The 19,533-nt window shown below is 56.9% G+C and carries 16 protein-coding genes and 1 pseudogene; 9 read left to right on the top strand and 8 right to left on the bottom strand.

Going from position 1 to position 19,533, the window contains the following annotated elements; translation table 11 throughout:
- Window positions 1–218: 218 nt before the first annotated feature.
- The 5 genes and pseudogenes from SB765_RS01350 to SB765_RS01330 all read right to left on the bottom strand — a co-directional run.
- Window positions 219–578 (bottom strand): annotated as a pseudogene (locus SB765_RS01350) (histone-like nucleoid-structuring protein, MvaT/MvaU family); the annotation flags it as partial.
- 1,133 nt (window positions 579–1,711) lie between these two features.
- Complete coding sequence (locus SB765_RS01345; RefSeq protein ID WP_050580661.1) at window positions 1,712–1,891, bottom strand: antitoxin Xre/MbcA/ParS toxin-binding domain-containing protein; 180 nt, start codon at window positions 1,889–1,891, stop codon at window positions 1,712–1,714.
- A 348-nt stretch (window positions 1,892–2,239) separates the two neighbouring features.
- Window positions 2,240–3,166: a GntR family transcriptional regulator gene (locus SB765_RS01340; protein WP_027609231.1), complete on the bottom strand. Its 927-nt coding sequence runs from the start codon at window positions 3,164–3,166 to the stop codon at window positions 2,240–2,242.
- A 406-nt stretch (window positions 3,167–3,572) separates the two neighbouring features.
- Complete coding sequence (locus SB765_RS01335; RefSeq protein ID WP_155951524.1) at window positions 3,573–3,740, bottom strand: hypothetical protein; 168 nt, start codon at window positions 3,738–3,740, stop codon at window positions 3,573–3,575.
- Window positions 3,741–3,995: 255 nt separating this feature from the next.
- Window positions 3,996–5,315: a CitMHS family transporter gene (locus SB765_RS01330; protein WP_027609230.1), complete on the bottom strand. Its 1,320-nt coding sequence runs from the start codon at window positions 5,313–5,315 to the stop codon at window positions 3,996–3,998.
- A 295-nt stretch (window positions 5,316–5,610) separates the two neighbouring features.
- Here SB765_RS01330 and acnA point away from each other — a divergent pair, with 295 nt between their 5' ends.
- The 6 genes from acnA (at window position 5,611) to SB765_RS01300 (ending at window position 13,855) form a co-directional block, all read left to right on the top strand.
- A complete protein-coding gene (acnA, locus tag SB765_RS01325; protein WP_027609229.1) occupies window positions 5,611–8,238 on the top strand; it encodes an aconitate hydratase AcnA in 2,628 nt (875 codons plus the stop codon).
- Entirely contained in the window at window positions 8,238–9,386 is a 1,149-nt protein-coding gene (prpF, locus tag SB765_RS01320) for a 2-methylaconitate cis-trans isomerase PrpF (protein WP_027609228.1), read from the top strand. The genes acnA and prpF overlap by 1 nt, the downstream gene beginning before the upstream one ends.
- A gap of 206 nt (window positions 9,387–9,592) precedes the next feature.
- On the top strand, window positions 9,593–10,678 hold the full coding sequence (locus SB765_RS01315) for a lactonase family protein (RefSeq protein WP_050437172.1): 1,086 nt from the start codon (window positions 9,593–9,595) through the stop codon (window positions 10,676–10,678).
- Between the two features lie 73 nt (window positions 10,679–10,751).
- Window positions 10,752–12,005 carry an OprD family porin gene (locus SB765_RS01310; protein ID WP_027609226.1) on the top strand — a complete coding sequence of 418 codons (1,254 nt, stop codon included), beginning with the start codon at window positions 10,752–10,754 and terminating at the stop codon, window positions 12,003–12,005.
- Window positions 12,006–12,018: 13 nt separating this feature from the next.
- Window positions 12,019–12,744, top strand: a complete 726-nt coding sequence (locus SB765_RS01305) for a transporter substrate-binding domain-containing protein (protein WP_027609225.1) — start codon at window positions 12,019–12,021, stop codon at window positions 12,742–12,744.
- Window positions 12,745–12,832: 88 nt separating this feature from the next.
- The gene (locus tag SB765_RS01300) at window positions 12,833–13,855 is read left to right on the top strand and encodes an alpha/beta hydrolase (RefSeq protein WP_256208022.1); all 1,023 of its coding nucleotides are present in this window, start codon (window positions 12,833–12,835) and stop codon (window positions 13,853–13,855) included.
- A 220-nt stretch (window positions 13,856–14,075) separates the two neighbouring features.
- Here SB765_RS01300 and SB765_RS01295 read toward each other — a convergent pair whose 3' ends face one another.
- Window positions 14,076–15,284, bottom strand: coding sequence for an MFS transporter (locus SB765_RS01295; protein WP_027609223.1), 1,209 nt, complete (start codon window positions 15,282–15,284; stop codon window positions 14,076–14,078).
- An 88-nt stretch (window positions 15,285–15,372) separates the two neighbouring features.
- Between SB765_RS01295 and SB765_RS01290 the strand changes: the two genes are divergently transcribed.
- Window positions 15,373–16,167: an AraC family transcriptional regulator gene (locus SB765_RS01290; RefSeq protein ID WP_027609222.1), complete on the top strand. Its 795-nt coding sequence runs from the start codon at window positions 15,373–15,375 to the stop codon at window positions 16,165–16,167.
- A 105-nt stretch (window positions 16,168–16,272) separates the two neighbouring features.
- Here SB765_RS01290 and SB765_RS01285 read toward each other — a convergent pair whose 3' ends face one another.
- Window positions 16,273–16,668: a winged helix-turn-helix transcriptional regulator gene (locus tag SB765_RS01285; RefSeq protein ID WP_243744014.1), complete on the bottom strand. Its 396-nt coding sequence runs from the start codon at window positions 16,666–16,668 to the stop codon at window positions 16,273–16,275.
- Window positions 16,669–16,763: 95 nt separating this feature from the next.
- On the opposite strand from SB765_RS01285, the gene SB765_RS01280 reads away from it, so the two are divergent.
- Entirely contained in the window at window positions 16,764–17,840 is a 1,077-nt protein-coding gene (locus tag SB765_RS01280; RefSeq protein WP_027609220.1) for a catalase family peroxidase, read from the top strand.
- Window positions 17,840–18,439: a cytochrome b gene (locus SB765_RS01275; protein WP_025754653.1), complete on the top strand. Its 600-nt coding sequence runs from the start codon at window positions 17,840–17,842 to the stop codon at window positions 18,437–18,439. The genes SB765_RS01280 and SB765_RS01275 overlap by 1 nt, the downstream gene beginning before the upstream one ends.
- A gap of 108 nt (window positions 18,440–18,547) precedes the next feature.
- Here SB765_RS01275 and SB765_RS01270 read toward each other — a convergent pair whose 3' ends face one another.
- Window positions 18,548–19,504 carry a LysR family transcriptional regulator gene (locus tag SB765_RS01270; protein ID WP_025754654.1) on the bottom strand — a complete coding sequence of 319 codons (957 nt, stop codon included), beginning with the start codon at window positions 19,502–19,504 and terminating at the stop codon, window positions 18,548–18,550.
- Window positions 19,505–19,533 lie beyond the last annotated feature (29 nt).

Raw genomic sequence — 19,533 nt, 5'->3', positions numbered from 1 at the left:
AGAGGTAGGATTGCGTTGACCGCTGCTGGCTGGAGTTTCTGGATAGGCATGATCGAGACAGATTGCCATCTCAGCACACTTACATCTCATGACGTCCCGGTCCAATCGGGTGTAGCCATTGAAAACGTAGAAATTTGATTCAATGCCAGCGGTTGGGATGTATAAAAAAACCGCCCTTGAAGGCGGTTTGTCTGCGTTCGGAAGATGATTCTAGCGAGCAGCCAGCTTTCCACTTCCTCGGATCCGTACTCGGCTTTCCATTCCTTAAGCAGCTTGTGATTGCCGCCCTTGGTTTCGATGATCTCGCCATTGTGCGGGTTCTTGTACTGCTTCACCTGACGGGCGCGGCGCGGGGACTTTTCTGCCGCTGAAGGAGCGACTGAACGACGGTTCGCCTGCGGATCCAGAATGTTGATAATGTCGCGAAGGCTGTAACCGTATTTGCTCAGCAAATCGCGCAGCTTGGTCTCAAATTCGATTTCTTTCTGCAGCTCAGAAGAGCTTTTCATTTCTTCCAGCTCGGCCAGCTGGGCGGCCAATTTTTGCTCAAGCTGACGGAATTCTGCCAGGCGGGACATATGAGATCCTCAAATTTAATGAAAACAGTCGGACATCCTAAAGCATTTCGTTAACGATGTCTTTTAGTTTGACGCTGATTCTAAATCATCGTTGACTTTAACTTACCATGGTTTGTTTTCTCTAGAGTGCATAAATCTTGACACATTCATGATGTTGTACTGACCGCAGGCTACTCTGCTTGCAGAATTCACGTGCCTTTTCGACACGCTCAATCGTCCCGCGATGCACTGCCCTTCATGCTCGCCAAGTGCATGCCCTCGCCCCGACCGGGAGTGATGAATGAGTGACAATGCAGAATGAAGCCGCGACTCAGAAAAGGGGCCGATGTGAGACTTCAGAAGCTGCTCTCACTCCGACTGATGGAGCCGAAGGTAATGCGTTTGGATGACGTTCGCCCGCACCCGCTTCGCCTGCGAGCAATGCGCAATTGTAAGCCGCCATCACATTCAACCGACGGTTAACTTCCTATACCCAGACTGATAGGACGACAGCCCGGTCTAGCTTCGCACGCCCCTCAACTACACGAGCAGGCGTAACAGGTTAGACCGGTCAGGTCACACTCCTCGAGTAAATAGCGTTGTGAGCTTGAATTTGCAGCTGAATTGACTTTATTTGCACCCAGAAGTGAAATACAAATCGTTAAGCGCAGCGGTCTGACCAGTTCATAAGACGACCTTTCGATTGAGAATGGTCGATCCTGCGACGAGAGGTAGTGAGCTACTACCATTGCTGCCATTAATAGTAATGATTAATGAAGATAAGATTTTTATTAGTAAATACTATGAACCTGCGCATCTATGATGTGCTTCGTTGTGCATATTTCTGGTCAGACCGGACAAAGGAAGCGGAAATTCTTCAGCCACCCTAAACTGTTACTCATCAGATTCTGTCTGTCACAGATCTGCTGCGAATGGGACGACCCAATCCGCTCAGCGAAGGCCGTCAGGCCGCACGAGTCAAAGCTGGATGACGAAAATCATGTTGCTCCACGATCAAAACAATCGAGTCTGTATCGCATGTTTTTCCACTTCTCGTGCACCTCATCCATCCGTTCAAACCTACATAGCACTCCGCCACCGCAGCGGGACCCTACTATCCAAACGCCGGAACTCACATTCACGTCCTCAGCGCATCAATAAACACCATAATCCATTCTCACAAGGCACTCGCAGACTTGGCGATACCCTTCGTTATCCATAAGAAGACTGCAGGGGGCGCCCCCCCCCAAGCCAAGGGCCGGTTCGATGAGCCAGTTAGCCGCCAATTGATGGTTACCCAAAACGAATGCCGCTAGACCGCGAACCTGATCCATTCGCACAGAAATAACGGAACTGACTACTCCAGCAACTCGGACCTGCTGATGAGCAAGGGCCTAGTAAATCTATCGCTAGCATACCGGCCTCCAATTGTTTGTTTTAGCTGGCTTATGGATAGGGGCCCCTTACAATAGCTACAAGATCGCTCGTGCGTTCGAGGCCTATCTGATGCAACATCCAGAAATTATCGCTGAGCGGGCGCCAACAAACGACTCCGCTATAACCACCTCTACCAGACATCACCAACATGGACCGGATGAACGTACGCTGGAACATGAAAACCAGCACTGCGCAATTTAAACCGGAAAGACAACTGAATAGAATAAGCGGTCCAGACTGCCAGCTCAATCCGACTCAAAAGCAACTTTGATTGGCAGCTCACCTGCCTCGAATAACTCAGCTGCAACTTTATGCCGGCGAGCTTGTTCCAGGTGCTTACGCATGTGATCAGCTGCTGCAAGCCGATCACCTTTTTCAAGACAAGCAAGGATAGCGAGATGCTCAACCGCCTGCCCTCGCCGAGGAGCGCGCTTGCTAGCCTGACGGTATTCCACAAGACGGCGAAGCTGGTCGAGACGACGAACCGTCTGGACGTGAAATCTGTTGCCGGAAAAGCTGGCAAGCGTCTCGTGAAACTGAGCATTTGATTCGAACAGTTCCTGCGGAGTCATGGTCAGGTAGCCGCCATCTGCAATGAATTGCTGCTGCTTTTTACAGCGAGCCAAAGCTTCGGTATCGATCATAAACGTTGGGGCAAGCAGTCCCGCCGGCTCGATGATCGCTCGGAAGGAATAGCTTTCTTCGTAGGCTTCGACCGAGTCGATCATCGGCAGGAATTGCCAGCCTTGGCCGGCACGCTGCTCAATCCAGCCTTCTTGTTGAATGCGGCTCAAAACCCCTCGCAGCATATAGCGTGAAATGTTGAATAAACGCATCAGGTCCGTTTCAGCAAACTGCTCAGGAATCTGGCCGTTCAGTCGCATCACCGCGATCTGCTGATAGACCGGGTCGTCGATGGAGACCGACAAATCTTGGGCAATTTCAGCCAGATCATCATAGGGCTTGGCCAGGAAAAAACCGCGATTGCGGTCCTGACTCAGCAATCCTCGCTCGGCAAGGTAGTTGAGAGCAATCTTGATAGGAGTTCGTGACGTCTTCAAAGCCTTAGCCAGTCCTAGCTCCGAGACATGATGCCCCGCAGCCAGTTGCTCTTGGCGAACATAGGCAACGATATCGCGAGCCACGCGGGCTTGAAGAGGCGTCAAATTCATATCTTTTCCGAGTTGGGGCGTTGGATTGTGGGGCTCCTCCCATCAGACGAACCCCACAGCTCCCACATTATGCCTTTTGCGGGTTCATTTCCAAATGGAGTTCGGCGTTAACAGATGTCGAGACCATTGGCTTACGGGTCATAGCAGTGCAATAAACGCACCAGCCACCAGGAGGATGCCTGCGATCATGAGGACCAGTTGTACGAACTCGTGGCTTGAACAACGTCCCAGTGGCGCTCGGAGCGGCCACACCGAAAAGGTTTCCGCCAACGACAATGAACGCAACTGCCCGACAACGTCACCGGTACTTGGCAGCAGGTCCTTGAGCAAAGAGAAGTTCAGCGAAGTAGTCGACGCGATGCCAGCCAAAGTGAGCGACGTAATCAAAACCAGCGATGCAGTAGATTCAGCAAACGGCACAAGAAAAAATGCAGTTATCAATCAGCATCGAGATCGCAATCACGTTACGGCGCTTGCCTGAGTTAAACCCGCCACCGCGAGTCAGATACCAGCCGATGAGGTTGCCCAGCCCCATGTATAGCACGACTGCAGCAGCATACAGGATGGCAGTCACTAGACCGATTTCTCCAGCAATAGATGCCGCTCTTGCTGAAGGTAGCTCGGCAGCCAGGTCAGGAGGGGATGCTGGGTGTAGACGTTGCAGCCTTGCGCAGAGGCTGCAGTACCCCCTTTTTGCCGCCACCGGAACGCGAATCCAAGATAGTTTTGCTCTCTTGGCTGCACAGCCACCGCATGTCTTCAGGCTTGCCGAAGAACAGAAACCCAGCCAACAGCCAACCGCCAGCAGAGCCGACGGCCAGCCATCAACTTACGAAGCTGAGTGATAGACCGGGAATGCTCCGAACATCACGCCACCTACCAACATGGCCATGCTCACCAGGAGCGCCCATTTCAACGCAAAGCGCTGGTGGTCACCCAGGTCGACTTTTGCCAACGCCACCAGCAGATATAGCGAAGGCACCAATGGGCTGAGCAAGTGAACAGGCTGACCAACCACCGATGCCCGGGCGATCTCCAGATGCGAGATTCCGTACGTAGCGGCGGTCTGGGCGATCACTGGCAAGATGCCGAAGTAGAAGGCATCGTTCGACATGAAGAAGGTGAACGGAATGCTGACCAAGGCAGTGAACACCGCCAGGTATGGGCCAAACGCATCAGGAATGACTGCCAACAGCCCCTTCGCCATCGCATCGACCATGCCGGTACCCGAAAGGATGCCGGTGAAGATGCCTGCGGCGAAAATGACCGAAGTCACCGCGAGAACGTTGCCCGCGTGAGCGGAGATACGCTCTTTCTGCTGCTCCAGATGTGGGTAGTTGATCATCACCGCGATGGCGAAGCAGACCATGAACAGCACTTGAATCGGCACGATACCTGCCATCAACACGCCAATCATCGTTGCAGTGAGTAACAGGTTGGGCCAGAACATGTGCGGACGGCGATTGCGATCGCACTCCTCATGCGAACCATTACCCAACGCGATAGAGCCGTTGTGGAAATCATCCACGGCAACCACGCCCAGGCGAGCACGCTCACGTCGACCCAGCAGAATTGCGATGAAGAGCAAGCAGGCGCAGCCCAGCAGCATCGACGGCACCATCGGCAGGAAGATGTCCATTGCATCGACATGCAGCGCAGCCGCAGCACGGGCAGTAGGACCACCCCACGGGGAAATGTTCATGATGCCGTTTGCGATGTTGACCACGCAGGTCAGGCCCAGAACGCTCATTCCCAGGCGCTGATAAAGCGGCAGGAATGCGGCGACCACGATCATGTAAGTAGTGGAACTGTCGCCATCCAGGGATACAAGCATGGTCAAGATCGTGGTTCCGACCAAGACCTTCAGCGGGTCACCCTTCACGATCTTCAGGATGCAGCGCACCAATGAATCGAACAGTCCCGCGTCGATCATGATGCCGAAGTAAAGAATCGAGAAGGTCAGCATGACGCCAGTCGGCGCCAGAGTCTTGATGCCGTCGAGCATCATCGTGCCCAGGCCGGCATAGAAACCGCCAATCAGGGCAAACACGATCGGTACCACAATCAGGGCGACCAGGGCAGTCAGCCGCTTGGTCATGATCAGGTACATGAAACAGGTGACCATCGAAAAACCGAGCACGGTCAGCAGCATGGCTCTCTCCTTATTTTATTAGTGCCGCGAAGCCAGGCTTTTAGCGGTACGAAGCGGAAGGAGCGGACTGAGGCCGGACGGATTTACGGTAGGTCTGATTGCATTTCATCTTGAATTTCCTCGTTTTTGTCTTTGTGCGGGAAAGGCTGGCAGGCAGATCAATGGCCGGTCTTCAGGCTTCAAGGTGACCATTCGGCGCTCGACCGAAGTTTTTCTGCTGGAAGTAAATTGACTCAAGTTTAGACAAAGCGCAATATCACCTCACAAAAAACACGCCTGTGAGGTCCCCGGCATGAGCAAGCACATTGGCCAAACCCTGGCCGTAAACGGTCACAACTACCGCGTCTGCAACGTATCTGAAGCCGTAAAAGCGATAGGCGGCGACTTCGCCCGCCTGCCAATGAGCCTCCGGATCCTCGCTGAGAACGTCCTGCGTACCGAGGCAGAGCCGAACGAGGCGCTGAAAGTAATTTGCACTCGCTCTAAAAACAGCGACATCCCCTTCCGCCCCGCTCGCGTAGTACTTCAGGACCTGCTCGGCACCCCTGCCTTGGTCGACCTGGCCGGCCTGCGTGACGCAGTAGCAAAAGCAGGCGGTGATCCACGTCAGGTAAACCCGGTCACCCCTACTCACCTCGTCGTGGACCACTCGCTGAACGTAGAGCGTTGGGGTGATGCCAGCGCATTGGCCGATAACGAAGCTATCGAGCGCGAGCGCAATGCCGAGCGCTTTGCCTTCCTGGGCTGGTGCAACAAGGCCTTCAACAACCTGTCGATCGTGCCTTCCGGTAACGGCATCCTTCACCAGATCAACCTGGAGCGCCTGACCACCGTCATCGGTACGCGCGAATCCGAAGGTGATCTGTGGGCCTTCCCAGATACGCTAGTCGGCACTGACAGCCACACCACCATGATCAATGGCATCGGCGTGCTGGGCTGGGGTGTTGGTGGTATCGAGGCAGAAGCCGCAATGCTGGGCAAAGCCCTGATGATGCGGGTTCCAGAAATCGTCGGCGTCCGACTGGAAGGCGTCCCGCCATCGGGCTACGTTGCTACCGACATCGCGCTTGCCTTGACCGAAAGCCTGCGCAAAGCCGGCGTAATCGGCAGCGTGTTGGAATTCCATGGACCAGGCGTTGCCGCCCTGTCCTTGGCGGACCGTGGCACCCTGTCCAACATGGCTCCTGAGTTCGGCGCTACCGCAGCAATGTTCGCGATCGACGATCGCACCCTGCACTACCTGCGACTCAGCGGTCGCGGCGGTGAGATTGCCGAGCTGACCGAGGCTTATGCCAAACATCAAGGTCTGTGGCATGACAGCCTGGAATCGGTCGAATACGACCGTGTCGTCACCCTCGACCTGAGCACCGTTGGTCGTGCGATTGCCGGCCCGAAACAACCTCACCAGCGCATCCTGCTGGGTAAAGGCGAAGCAGCAAAAGACGTCCCTACCGGCCTGGATAACGGCTCGGTCGTGATTGCCGCCATCACCAGCTGCACCAACACCTCCAACCCCCGTGGCGTGATCGCTGCGGCCCTGGTCGCCCGCAATGCACTCAAGCGCGGTCTGCGTCGTGCTCCATGGGTCAAGACTTCCTTCGCACCCGGCTCCAAGGTGGTCGCCGACTACCTGGACCGTGCAGGTCTGAACGTGGACCTCGACAACATGGGCTTCAACGTTGTTGGTTACGGCTGCACGACCTGCAACGGCATGTCCGGCCCTCTGCTCAGCAAAGAGATCGAGGACGAAATTCGCACTCGCAAGCTGGAAACCGTTGCAGCGACCTCCGGTAACCGCAACTTCGAAGGTCGCGTACACCCGCTGGCTCGTGAAGTGTTCATCATGTCCCCTCCCCTGATCGTGGCGTACGCGATCGCTGGCACCTACCGCATCGACCCGCAAGTGGATGCGCTCGGCACCGACGCCGAAGGCAAGCCGGTTTACCTCAGCGAGCTGTGGCCTTCGGATCAAGAGCTGGACGAGATCGAGAAGAAAGCACTGTCGGCCGACCTGTTCGACAAGGCCTACAGCTCGGTACCTCGCGAAGCGGGCGTCATCGCCTCTGACCTGCGCGCCGGCGTCACCGATCAGTACGCCTGGGACCAGAGCAGCACTTACATCCGCAAGCCGCCGTACTGGAGCGATGAGCTGACTGCTACCGACCCTCAACGCGACCTGAAAGACATGCGCGTTCTGGTGATGCTGTCGGACAACATTACTACCGACCACATCTCGCCGTCGGGCGCCATCCTGCCGGACAGCGACGCCGGTTCGTACCTCAAAGGCCACGGCATTGGTGTTGATGACTTCAACTCCTACGGCACTCGTCGCGGCAACCACGAAGCCGCGCAGCGCGCCACCTTCGCAAGCCCCCGCCTGAAGAACGAGCTGATGAGTGACGGCCGCGAAGGCCCTTGGACGCTGCTGCTGCCGGAAAACCGCGTGAGCACCGTGTTCGAAGCCGCCCAAGCCTACGCCGATCGCAAGCAGCCTCTGATCGTAGTGGCAGGCAAGGAGTACGGCAGCGGTTCGTCGCGTGACTGGGCAGCCAAAGGCCCTCGCCTGCTGGGCGTGCGCGTTGTCGTGGCCGAGAGCTTCGAGCGCATCCACCGCACCAACCTGGCTGGCCTGGGCATCCTCCCGCTGCAGTTCCCAGAAGGTGTAACTCGCAAGACGCTGGGCCTGACCGGTCACGAGAAGTTCTCGGTGGAAGGCATAAACGACACCTTCGCGCCTGGCGACAAGCTGCAACTCGTCATTGAGCGTGCAGATGGCACCACTGAAAACGTAACCGTCACCAGCCGCCTGGATACGCATGAAGACGTGCGCTACTTCCGCCGCGGCGGCCTGCTGCCGCAGCTGCTGGTGGAGAGCATGGACAAGGCTGCACAAGCGAAGCAACTGGAAGGAGCAGTGTAATGACTCAAGTTCGAATCCCTGCCGTATTCATGCGCGGTGGCACCAGTAAAGGCGTCTTTTTCCTGGAGCAAGATGTTCCGGCTGCAGGCCCCGAGCGTGATGCACTGATGCTTCGCGTCATCGGCAGCCCGGATCCTTATGGCAAGCAGATCGACGGCATGGGTGCTGCCACCTCCAGCTCCAGCAAGGTCGTCATCATCGGTAAATCGGGTCGTACCGATTGCGATGTTGATTACCTGTTCGGTGCCCCGGCAATCGAAAACCCGGTGGTCGACTGGTCCGGTAACTGCGGCAACCTGAGCGCAGCCGTTGGCCCATTCGCCATTCGCCAAGGGCTAGTCGATGCTCCTCGTGACGGCATCGCCACCATCCGAATTTGGCAGGCCAATATTCAGAAGCGCATCATCGCCCATGTCCCGATGAAGGATGGCGAGGTCGTTGAAGAAGGTGATTTCGTGCTGGATGGCGTCGCCTTCCCTGCTGCCGAAATCGTCGTGGAATTCCTTCAGCCTGGCGGTTCGGGCGGCAGCATTCTTCCAACCGGTAATGTCGTGGATGAACTGGATATCCCTGGCTTCCCAAGCTTGCCGGCAACGCTGCTCAACGCAGGCAACCCGACGATCTTCGTCGACGCTCAGCGCGTTGGCCTGACCGGAACCGAGACCCAAGACCAGGTGAATGGCAACGCCGAACTGCTGCAGTCGCTGGAAACCATCCGCGCACACTGCACCGTAGCCATGGGTCTGGCGGCTACCGCTGAGGAAGCAACACGCCTTCGCCCTCACACGCCGAAGCTCTGCCTGGTAGCTGCGCCGCAAACCTACGGCGCTGCCGGTGGCAAGACAGTCGAAGCCGGCGAGATCGATGTGATCGCCCGCATCCTTTCCATGGGCAAATTGCACCACGCAATCACCGGCACTGGCGCTGTAGCCGTTGCCGTGGCGGCCGCTCTGGAAGGCACGCTGGTCAACCGTATCGTCGGCGATATCGGTGAACGCCAAGTCAATATGGGCCACACCGCCGGCACCGTTGCCGTAGGCGCGCAGACCACCCAAGTCGATGGCAACTGGATTGTAGACAAGGCCGTCATGAGCCGAAGCGCCCGCCGCCTGATGGAAGGCTGGGTGCTCGTACCGTCGAAGTACTGATGGCTCAGCTACCGCCGACCTTCGAAGGTCGGCGGCACTCATCACAACAAAAACAACGATGAGATTTTGCTATGTGCCCATCACCGCTTTTACCCGCCATTACTCGACGCACGCTGCTCTCTTCTACTTCCATCGTCGCTGCGGCAACCATTCTGGGCCTCGGAGCGGGAGCGGCAGATGCCAAATCAGGACCTGAGAAGAACTCTATGCAGCCTGCCAACTCGAACAAAACCCAAATTTTCTATGTGGGCTCCAGAACCACTCGCGAGCGAAACGCCCGCGGTGCAGGCATCACGGTTTATCGACATGACACGCAAACAGGTCGATCCGAATTGGTTCAAACCGTCGGCGATCTGACCAATCCATCCTTCCTGTGCCTCGACCAAACCCAGAGCCTGCTGTTCTGCGTACATGGCGACCAGTCCACTGTCAGCTCATTCCAAATTGAGCCAGCCAGCGGAACGCTCACCAAGGTAAGCTCGGTTAGTTGCGAAGGGAACAACCCCGTCCACCTTACCGTGGACAAGAGCAACAAATTCCTCGCTGTGGCCAACTATGCCACCGGCAGCATTGTCATTCTGCCGTTCGATAAGACCGGCCACCTGCAACCCGTCATCAGCAAATACGACCTTCCGGGCAACCCTGGCCCGCACAAGATCGAGCAGGCGAGCTCCCACCCGCACATGATCCCACGCGATCCATCGGGCCGCTTCCTGGTGGTCCCGGACAAAGGACTGGATAAAGTCTTTGTGTTTGATTTGAAGCAGAACGGGACCGCACTGAAGCCTGAACTGGCGCATGAAATCAAGACACGCGAGGGGGCCGGGCCTCGACATGTGGTGTTCTCTCCGACCGGGTCATTTGCTTACGTTGTGAACGAACTGGACAGCACGATCACCAGCTACCGCTACAACCAGAATGACGGCTCCCTGGTTCCATTCCAGGTGGCCCCAGCCCTCCCTCAGGACTTTGTAGGGGACAGCCGTGCAGCAGCGCTGGTCATGGCACCGGATGGAGTACATTTGTTCTCCTCCAATCGCGGGCATGACAGCGTGACCATTTATTCGGTGGATCAGCCTACCGGGAAGATCAACCCGATCGGCAACGTACCTAGCCAGGGCAAGAAGCCTCGGTTCATGACTGCGTCCCCTAACGGTCGCTTCTTGTTCGTCGCTAACGAAGACAGCGACAACATCAAGACTTTCTCCATTAGCCCGAAAGGCGAACTGGCTTTGCTGGAGCATCAGATCCAGACCGGCAGCCCGGTCTGCATGATTTTCCGCACCGCCTGAACCTCTTTTTTTCCTGATCCTGGCGTCCCGGGAGGCACGCCTACACCCCACGTTCCAATTGATGGAGCAGCAAATGCATAACAAAAACAAAACTGGTTGCAAGCTTCTTGCCGTAACTCCTTGCCTGGCCGCAGCGACGGCTTATGGGGATGGCTTTATAGACGACAGCAAGGTCACCTTGCAAACGACGAACTTCTACATCAACCGCGATTTCCGTGACGGCGCCGGCCAGTCAAAGCGCGAAGAATGGGCCCATGGTTTCATTCTCGATGCGAAGTCCGGATACACACCAGGGCCAGTCGGTTTTGGGGTCGATGCTCTGGGCATGCTCGGCCTGAAGCTGGACTCAAGTCCCGATCGAACCGGTACCGGCCTGCTGCCGACCCATGATGATGGTCGCGCAGCCGACGAGTTCAGCCGCCTGGGCCTGACTGGCAAGATGCGCCTGTCCGAGACAGAGCTTAAATACGGCACTCTGATCCCCAAGCTGCCCACGGTTCAGGCCAACACTGGCCGCCTCCTCCCCCAGACCTTTGAGGGCGGCCTGCTCACCAGCAAAGAATTCGATTCGCTGTCCTTCATCGGTGCCCGCTTCGAGCGCCAAACCGATCGCGACTCGACAGACCGCGTACCGATCACACTAAACAACAAAAACCGTCGTTTCACAGGCAATGCCGAAGGTGACGCCTTCTGGCTGGGCGGCTTGGATTACCAGCTCACAAAAGACCTGCTGCTGATCTATCAATATGCAGAGCTGGAACACGTCTACCACCAGCACTTCGTGGGGGCGAACTATTCGATTCCAGTGGGCCGCGGGAAGATCAAAGCTGATCTTCGCTACATGGAAAGCGACGATGACGGTCGCGCTTTGGGCGGACGTATCGATAGCAGAGCAATTTCCGGCATGTTCACCTACAGCTTGGGCGGACATGCGCTGGGTCTGGGACTGCAAAAGATGAACGGTTCCACCTCCATGCCCTATCTCGATGGAACCGATCCTTACCTGGTCAACTTCGTCCAGCTCAACGACTTCGCCGAGCCCGGTGAACGTTCTTGGCAGCTGCGCTACGACTACAACTTCGCGGCTCTCGGCATTCCTGGCTTGACCTTCATGACCCGCTACCTGCGAGGCGATCAGGCCGACGCAGCGACTATCACCGGTGAGGGCCATGAATGGGAGCGCAACACCGAACTGCAGTACGTGGTGCAATCCGGTGCCCTGAGGAACGTATCGGTCCGGTGGCGTAACGCGAGCTATCGATCGAGCTTTGCACGTGGCGCGGATGAAAACCGCCTGATCGTGTCCTACACATTCCCAATATTCTAACCCTGGAGAAGGTATGAGCCCTATTGCCCAGCAGGTCCTCAAGGACCTGGCGCCCAACGGCATTCTGCATGCGGCGATCAACTTCGGTAACCCAGTGCTGGCTCAGCCAGGCGCTGACGGAGAACCGCATGGTGTTTCTGTTGCACTTGCTAAATCGCTGGCCGAAGAGCTGGGCGTAGTTCTCGAATTGCGCACATACGACGCGGCCGGGAAGGTATTCGCTGCACTTGAAGAAAACGCGTGGACGTTGGCCTTCCTGGCTATCGAGCCTGTCCGCGCCGCCCAGATCAGCTTCAGTGAACCCTACGTACTTATCGAAGGGACCTATCTGGTAAAGGCCGAGTCGCCCTATTCCAAAACCGAGGACCTGGATCAACCTGGACTTCGGCTTGCGGTAGGCAACGGCGCTGCTTACGACCTGTACCTGTCACGTACGTTGCAGCATGCAGAGCTACACCGAGCTGAAACGTCTGCAGGTGCAGTAGACCTATTCATTGACCAAGACCTGGATGCTGCCGCCGGGGTCAGACAACCGCTGGAACAAATCGCAGCCAAGAATCAGAATTATCGGGTGATGCAGGGAGCCTTCACCGCTATCCGCCAAGCAGTCGCAGTGCCACGAGGCCGTGATGCTGGAGCAGCCTATGTTAGAGACTTCGTCGAACGACGATTGGCCGAGGGCTTCATCCGGGGTGCATTACTTGCCAGCGGGCAAACCGACGTCAGCGCACCCCGTTGAGGTCGATACTGGAGACGAGGCCTCATATAATCTGATGGGCTTCACTGGTCCCGATCTGTGAAAACAAACAGTTACAGGGTAATCGTTAGTGCCATCAATCAATTTTTTGGCAAGTTCGGTTCTTCAGATCGTTCGCGAATCAGCAAAAGAGCATCCCAATAGAATGGACAGTTGGATTGACGCAAAGACCAGCGCTTCGATGGTGTACAAAGACGCAATGCCGCCCTGGATTGTTGAGTTTGACAATGGCGTAACCCTTAATGGAGCAATGCCCTACGCACGGATCGAGGGATATCGTCCTCTGACACTGGACCTTTACCTACCGCCCAGCCCGCGTCGGTCCTCTCCTTCCCCGTTGCTGATTTATATACATGGCGGCGGATGGCGACGAGGCGACAGTCATCGGTCAGGAGTGTTCAGCGATTTCCCGCGGCTGCTGGCAGAGATAGCCGCCCGCGGATATGCCGTGGCGTCGATCAACTACCGACTGAGCGCGGAAGCGAGGTGGCCTGGACAGCTCGAGGATGCCAAAGCCGCCCTGAATTATCTGGCAGAAATCGCTGAAGATCTTCAAATTGACACTACCAATACCTACGTCTGGGGAGTATCCGCTGGCGCGCAGATCGCTGCAAGTTTGGGCAACCCGTGGACCGATGGTAACTCTCCCGCGGCCGAACCTGGAGGCCGTGCTGTCACAATTCAAGCCGTAGCGGTATGGTACGGCGTGTTCTGCTTCCAAACCCTCCCTTATCAAGCCCAACTCCTCGGGTTGTCTCTTCCGCAGCACGAGCTCGCTCCAGAGTCGCAATTACTGCGTTACTTACCCGACTCCTCGGATGTTCCTAAAGGGGCCAGTCCGGCGTTAGAAGTTAGCAACGAAACAGCGCCCACCTTGATTTTGGTAGGGAGAAAAGATGAAAAAGTCCCTTACTTACAAAGTATTCAATTAGCGCATGCGTTAGCTGCAGCTAACGTTCCGCACCAACTTACTGTGTATCCCGATGTTGGTCACAGCTTCATCTGCGAGCAAGATAGTACGATCACTCATAAAACCAATCTAGAAGCCTTAAACACTACCATTCAGTTCTTCGACGCTCGGGCCTTCGATTGATTGATCAAGGTTGGTCTTGAGTCGCAGGCTGGGTGGCGAAACTCACCAGCAGACGCATGCCATATTCTCCCAAGCAGTGACTAATGTAGGCCCTGATCCTAGAGCCTGGGATGTGCGCATGTATTACCGTGCCTTAAGCTACCAATGCTGTCGATCGGATGGCAGCGGGCTTCGGGACGTTAACTCAGCCGCAAGCCGATCTGGCAAGCACTGCCTCCCCTTACTCAGAACCAGTAAATTCTGCGCAGCGAGAAGAGGGTTCGAGTTGGACGTTGCGTCCTGCCAAAATGCCGGTGAATGCACCTGCGATAGAGATGGCGGCGGTGGTCAGCAGCGGTGCCGTCCAACCACCGGTTGAGTCGTGCAGTTGCCCCAGCAATATCGGGCCTGCTGCTGCCATCAAATAGCCTACACATTGCGCCATTCCTGAAAGTGCAGCCGCGTCAACGGAGTTCTTTGTGCGCAAACCGATGAACGTCAGGCCGAGCATCATGCTGGCGCCAGAACCAAAGCCTAGGAATGCGGCCCACCACATAGCGTGGCCTGGCGCATAAATAAGTCCGATAAGTGATAAGGCTGTTAGCAGACTGACGGTAGCGGCCGCCAGTCTTTGGTCTGTGAGACGGCGAAGCGTGGCCGCCAGGATCAAGCCGGGAATCGCTGTAGTCAGTTGAAGCGTGCCGTGTATTGTTCCTGCTTGTTCGGGGGATATCCCATGGTTCATCAGAATAGTAGGAAGCCAGCTCACTGTGACATAAAAAGGCATCGCGTTGAGCCCCATGAACAGGGTGACTTGCCAGGCAAGCGTCGAACGCCATACCGCCACAGATGCCGCTTGGTTCGGGCTGGGCAGGCTCAGGTGTTCTTTAACTTTCAACTGCGGTAGCCACACCAACATCGCCAACAGCGGGGCTGCCACCACCAAACTCAGGGCTATCGACCATCCCCATGATTGGGTCAGAGGAACGATAGCGGCTGACGCAACAGCACCTGCTGCGCCCATCGTGATGGAGTAAGCGCCGATCATAGACGCCATTTTCGATGAGAAGTCGCGTTTAATCAGGCTGGGAAGCAACACATTGCCAAGGGCGATTCCGGTGCCTATCAGTATCGAACCAGCGTATAACGCCCACGCGCTACCTGCGGAGCGGAGTAGGATGCCCACTGAAATCACCAACAGAGCACCGAAAAGGGTGCGCTCAGTACCGGACCTTCGTGCGACCGCAGCGCTGAGCGGGGAGAACCCCGCAAAAGCAAGGAGTGGCAGTGAAGTGAGCAGGCCCAGTGCTGATGCACTCAAGCCAAAATCCTTCTGGATTAGCGGCTGAATGGGCGCGATGCCCGTGAAGGGAGCGCGCAGATTAACGGCAATAAGCAGGATGCCCGCGACGAGCATGGTGGCCTGCCACTTGTTTTTTGTATCTGACATATTCTCTAGCTGTCCTCTAAAAAAAAGGCAACTGTAGAGAGCTTGAGAGTTATAGAATATAGATATCAAGCCATATGATACCTAAATCATGCCATTCTCAAAAAATGTCGTTTCCTCACCAGAAGATTTCGATTCAGACCTTTTTTTCCAGGCGGCGATTGCACTCAAGGTTGTGCCGGAACCTAATCATTCCGGCACCGGCACACATGATCATCGTAAAGGCCAACTGATCTTGTCTTTGCGGGGGGCGGTGAGCTGTGAGGTGCAGAACGCAATCTGGCTGGTGCCACCCCAGCACGCGGTATGGATCCCCGGCGGCACGCCACACAGTTGTCGTGTAACCGCGAATGCCAGTACCTGCTTTCTGTTCGTCGAGCCCAGCGCAGCTGTCATGCCTGATGGGTGCTGTACACTTGCTATTACGCCGCTTGTCCGGGAGTTGATCCTGCACCTTGTTGAGCAGGACCGCTCTTGTCTTTCAGAGGGCAAGGCCGCGCGGTTGGTTGCAGTGCTACTCGAGCAGCTTTCCGATGCGTCGGTGAAAGAGCTGCACTTGCCAATATCAGACCATCCGAAGATCAAACACATCGCGGATACGCTCTTTGCTACTCCCGGCGACCGCACCACCCTGCGCGAATGGGCCACTCGGCTTGCGACTAGTGAACGAACGCTGGCCAGGCTAGTTGAAAGCAAGACCGGGCTCAGCTTCGGGCGGTGGCGCCAGCAGCTGCATTTGATGATCGCACTCAGCCATTTGGCAGAGGGGGTATCCGTGCAACGTGTGGCGGGCATTCTTGGATATGACTCCGTTAATGCCTTCATTACGATGTTCAAGAAAGCCGTAGGTAAGTCACCTACCCAGTACTTCTCTTCTTTGCGCTAACACTCCGCTCGCGAATCCGAGGGGCCGAAGCTATCAAAAACTAGTTTTTACACAGTGGCCGTTGTATAAATCCGGCAATGGAAGCTATGAGTCGTCATGACCCCGCTAGGCTTTAGGGACTTTATGGAGATTCATCTCCAACCAGTCGCCAAGTGCCGCAACATGCGCGGCGGCTTCCTGACCAAAAGGGGTCAGATCATATTCGACCCACGGAGGGACAATGGGATATGAGGTCCGGCGCACGAAACCATCGCCTTCCAGCCGCTGAAGGGTCTGCGACAACATCTTTTCGCTGACGCCGTTCACTTTGCGACGCAGCTCACTGTAACGCAGCGTGCCGTCAATTAGCGCAATCAGGCATAGCATTCCCCACAGACTCGTGACGTGAGACAGCACTTCCCTGGCCTTGCATTTGCCCGTGAATAGGTCGCCGCGCCTGAGCTTGGCGGTCAGCGTGTGCTCGTCAAGCGCGGATGAGTCCTGGGGGTTGCCGGTGTCCAAGCGAGAGTCAGTCATGGTACTAACCAAAAGGTGCGTACTTCCTTAGGGTGGGGTAGCAAACTTATAGTGCGTGCCAATCATCGGTCAAGGTCAGGGTGAGCGCTTTGCAACGTCCCACATTCAACAAACGCTGGATGCCCGTGCTGGTCATCGCAGCCATCGTCGGCGCACTGGCACTGTCATTCGCCTGGGCCGCCGGGCTGGTCGGGGGCCGAACCACCACTCGAACGTTTCTCGGTGACTCGCTGCAGCACTTCGAACCGGGCTATCGTCGAGCGCATGGTAAGGGCATCTGTTTCGCAGGAGTTTTTCGCAGCAGCAATGCAGCGGCGTCGCTCTCGACCGCTCGAGTGTTCGCCCAGGATGAAGTCCCGGCAATCGGACGTTTCTCGATCGGGTCCGCCGACCCCCATGCGCCGGACGCCTCTACCGCCACGGTGAGCATGGCCTTGTTGTTGAGTGCAGACGACAGATCTCAATGGCGGATGAAGCTGAACAATGCCCCCTACTTCCCTACGCGTGATGCCGAGGGGTTCCTGGCACAAAGGCACGCATTCGAGCCCGACCCGACCACCGGACAGCCTGACCCCGCGCGAGTCGGGGCGTTCTTCGAAAAGTACCCAGAGGCTCGCAAGGCGGTGGAGTACAAGGCGACTGCGCCTTGGCCGAGCAGCTTTGCGCAGGCCCAGTACAACGTCATCAACGCATTTATCCTGCTTGCGGCAGATGGCACACGCCAGCCCGTGCGCTGGTTCATGCGGCCCCACGCTCCCTTCCATGGCCTCTCCCCGGAAGAGCGGGCGCGATCCAGCCGTGATTTCCTGTTCGACGATATCAAGAAGCGGGTGGCACAAGCGCCCGTTCGCTGGGATCTGGTACTGCAATTGGCGCAGGCGGGAGATCCGGTCGATGATCCGTCACAACCCTGGCCCGCCGAGCGACAGCAAGTGGTCGCCGGCACGCTGGAAGTGACCAGCGTTCGCGATCAGCGCGAAGGGGGCTGTCGCGATATCAACTTCGACCCCACCTTGGTGCCATCCGGTATCGCGCTGTCGAACGATCCTGTGCTAGCAGCGCGCGCGGGTATTTACTCGCACTCTTACAATGCACGTCTGCGCGAAATCGCGTTCGGCAGGGCAACCGACGCCATTGGCCAGCAGGAGCACAAGTGATGCAAGACGTACCAACTACCCGTACGCGCAGTCCCCGGCACTTCAACCTGACCGCCAGGCTACTGCACTGGGCAATGGCGATCGCCATCATGGCCATGCTGTTCATCGGGGTAGCCATGATGAGCTCATTAGCCCTCCGTCCCGTGTTGATCGACGTGCATCAGCCGTTGGGCATCGCCATCCTTTGCCTCGCACTGGTGCGCCTGGCCAATCGCTTCTGCCGGCCTGTGCCGGCACTGCCCGCAAGTATTCCCCGCTGGCAAGCCGTAGCCGCCCACCTGTTGCACGGCTTGCTCTACCTATTGATGGTGGGGTTGCCAGTGCTCGGCTGGGCGGTGCGTTCGGCAGGCAACTGGCCCGTCATCCTTCTGGGCGACTGGAGCTTGCCTGCGCTGGTTCCGGAAAACCCGGTGCTCTACGCATGGCTTCGGCTGGCACATGGCGCTCTGGCGTGGCTGCTGTTCGCGATCATCCTGGGACATCTGGGCGCCGCATTGATGCATGCCTGGGTACTAAGAGACGGTGTTTTCTCCAGCATGGCCCGAGGCGCCAGCGACGAACGAGCTAAAGCTGGATCCGGCTCGCGGCCCACGTCTTGATGCGTTTGAATATCCCGCGCTGGCGTTGAACCGATAGCGGTCAGCCCTGACTGGCCGCTCTCGCCTTTTGGCGGAATAACCATCACTGGTTCTACCGGGGGGCGACTGTCAGTCGCTGATGACATGCCGCTCGCAGGCAAGTCGGGTGCATTCCCTAAAAAGCTTGGCGGCAGGCCCGGGGTCACGGTTATGGGGATAAAAACAGCCGATCCCGCCGAAACGTAAGGGCGTGCCGAAGGTGAAGCTTCGAATCCCGCCCTGACCAGACAATTGCCGAGCCGTCTCCATCGGCAGCAAACCCACAGTCTTCTGGTCCTGCATCAACGCTACGTTGGTAAGCACCGACAGCGACTCGATTACATTGGCTGGCAGCGGTAAATCAGCCTCGGCAAAAAGCCCATTGACGGTACGACGTAGTGACGAGCCGGGTGGCGGCAAAATCCACGGATAGGCCTGCAAATCGGCCAAGCTCGACACGGCCTGATCGTGTAGCGGGTGTCGGCTTCCGGCAACGATCGACAAAGACTCCACGTAAAGCGAGTCAACGCCCAACGTCCGGCTCTCCTCCCGCCCCCGCCAGTCGTCAGGGATCCTCCCGATCACCAGGTCCACCTCACCCACTATCAAGGCGGGGAAGAGTTGATCGAATTGCCCGATCCGCACCGACACCAGCACCTGCGGGGCGCGCTCCTTGAGCAGCCGTAGCGCGAGCGGCAACAACGATGCCGAAGCTGAAATTAGCGTGCCTACAACCACATGGCCTGCCCCCCCCTCGTGATGAGCCTGCACTTCATCAGTTAGCGCCCTAAGCTCTGCCAGCATTGCACGGGCTCTGCGCAGCACTACCTCGCCCAGCTCCGTCAGGCGCACGCCGCGATTGCTACGTACCAGCAACGGCGCGGTGAAGTACGACTCTATCTCATGGATAACTTTGGTGACGGCAGGTTGAGTCATGTTCAATATCTGAGCGGCACGCAGTAGTGAGCCGCTCTGCACGACCTGGTCAAATACCACCAGTTGGTAGAACTTCAGCTTGCGCGAAACCGTGAGTACGCTTGATTTCATGACGCTCCTCGGCAACCACGACTTTTTTC

The sequence above is a fragment of the Pseudomonas sp. SIMBA_067 genome (assembly GCF_046534675.1).
In the GTDB taxonomy this organism is placed as follows: domain Bacteria; phylum Pseudomonadota; class Gammaproteobacteria; order Pseudomonadales; family Pseudomonadaceae; genus Aquipseudomonas; species Aquipseudomonas putida.
Note: the sequence above shows the minus strand (reverse complement) of the source record. Positions and strands in the feature narration are given on the sequence as shown.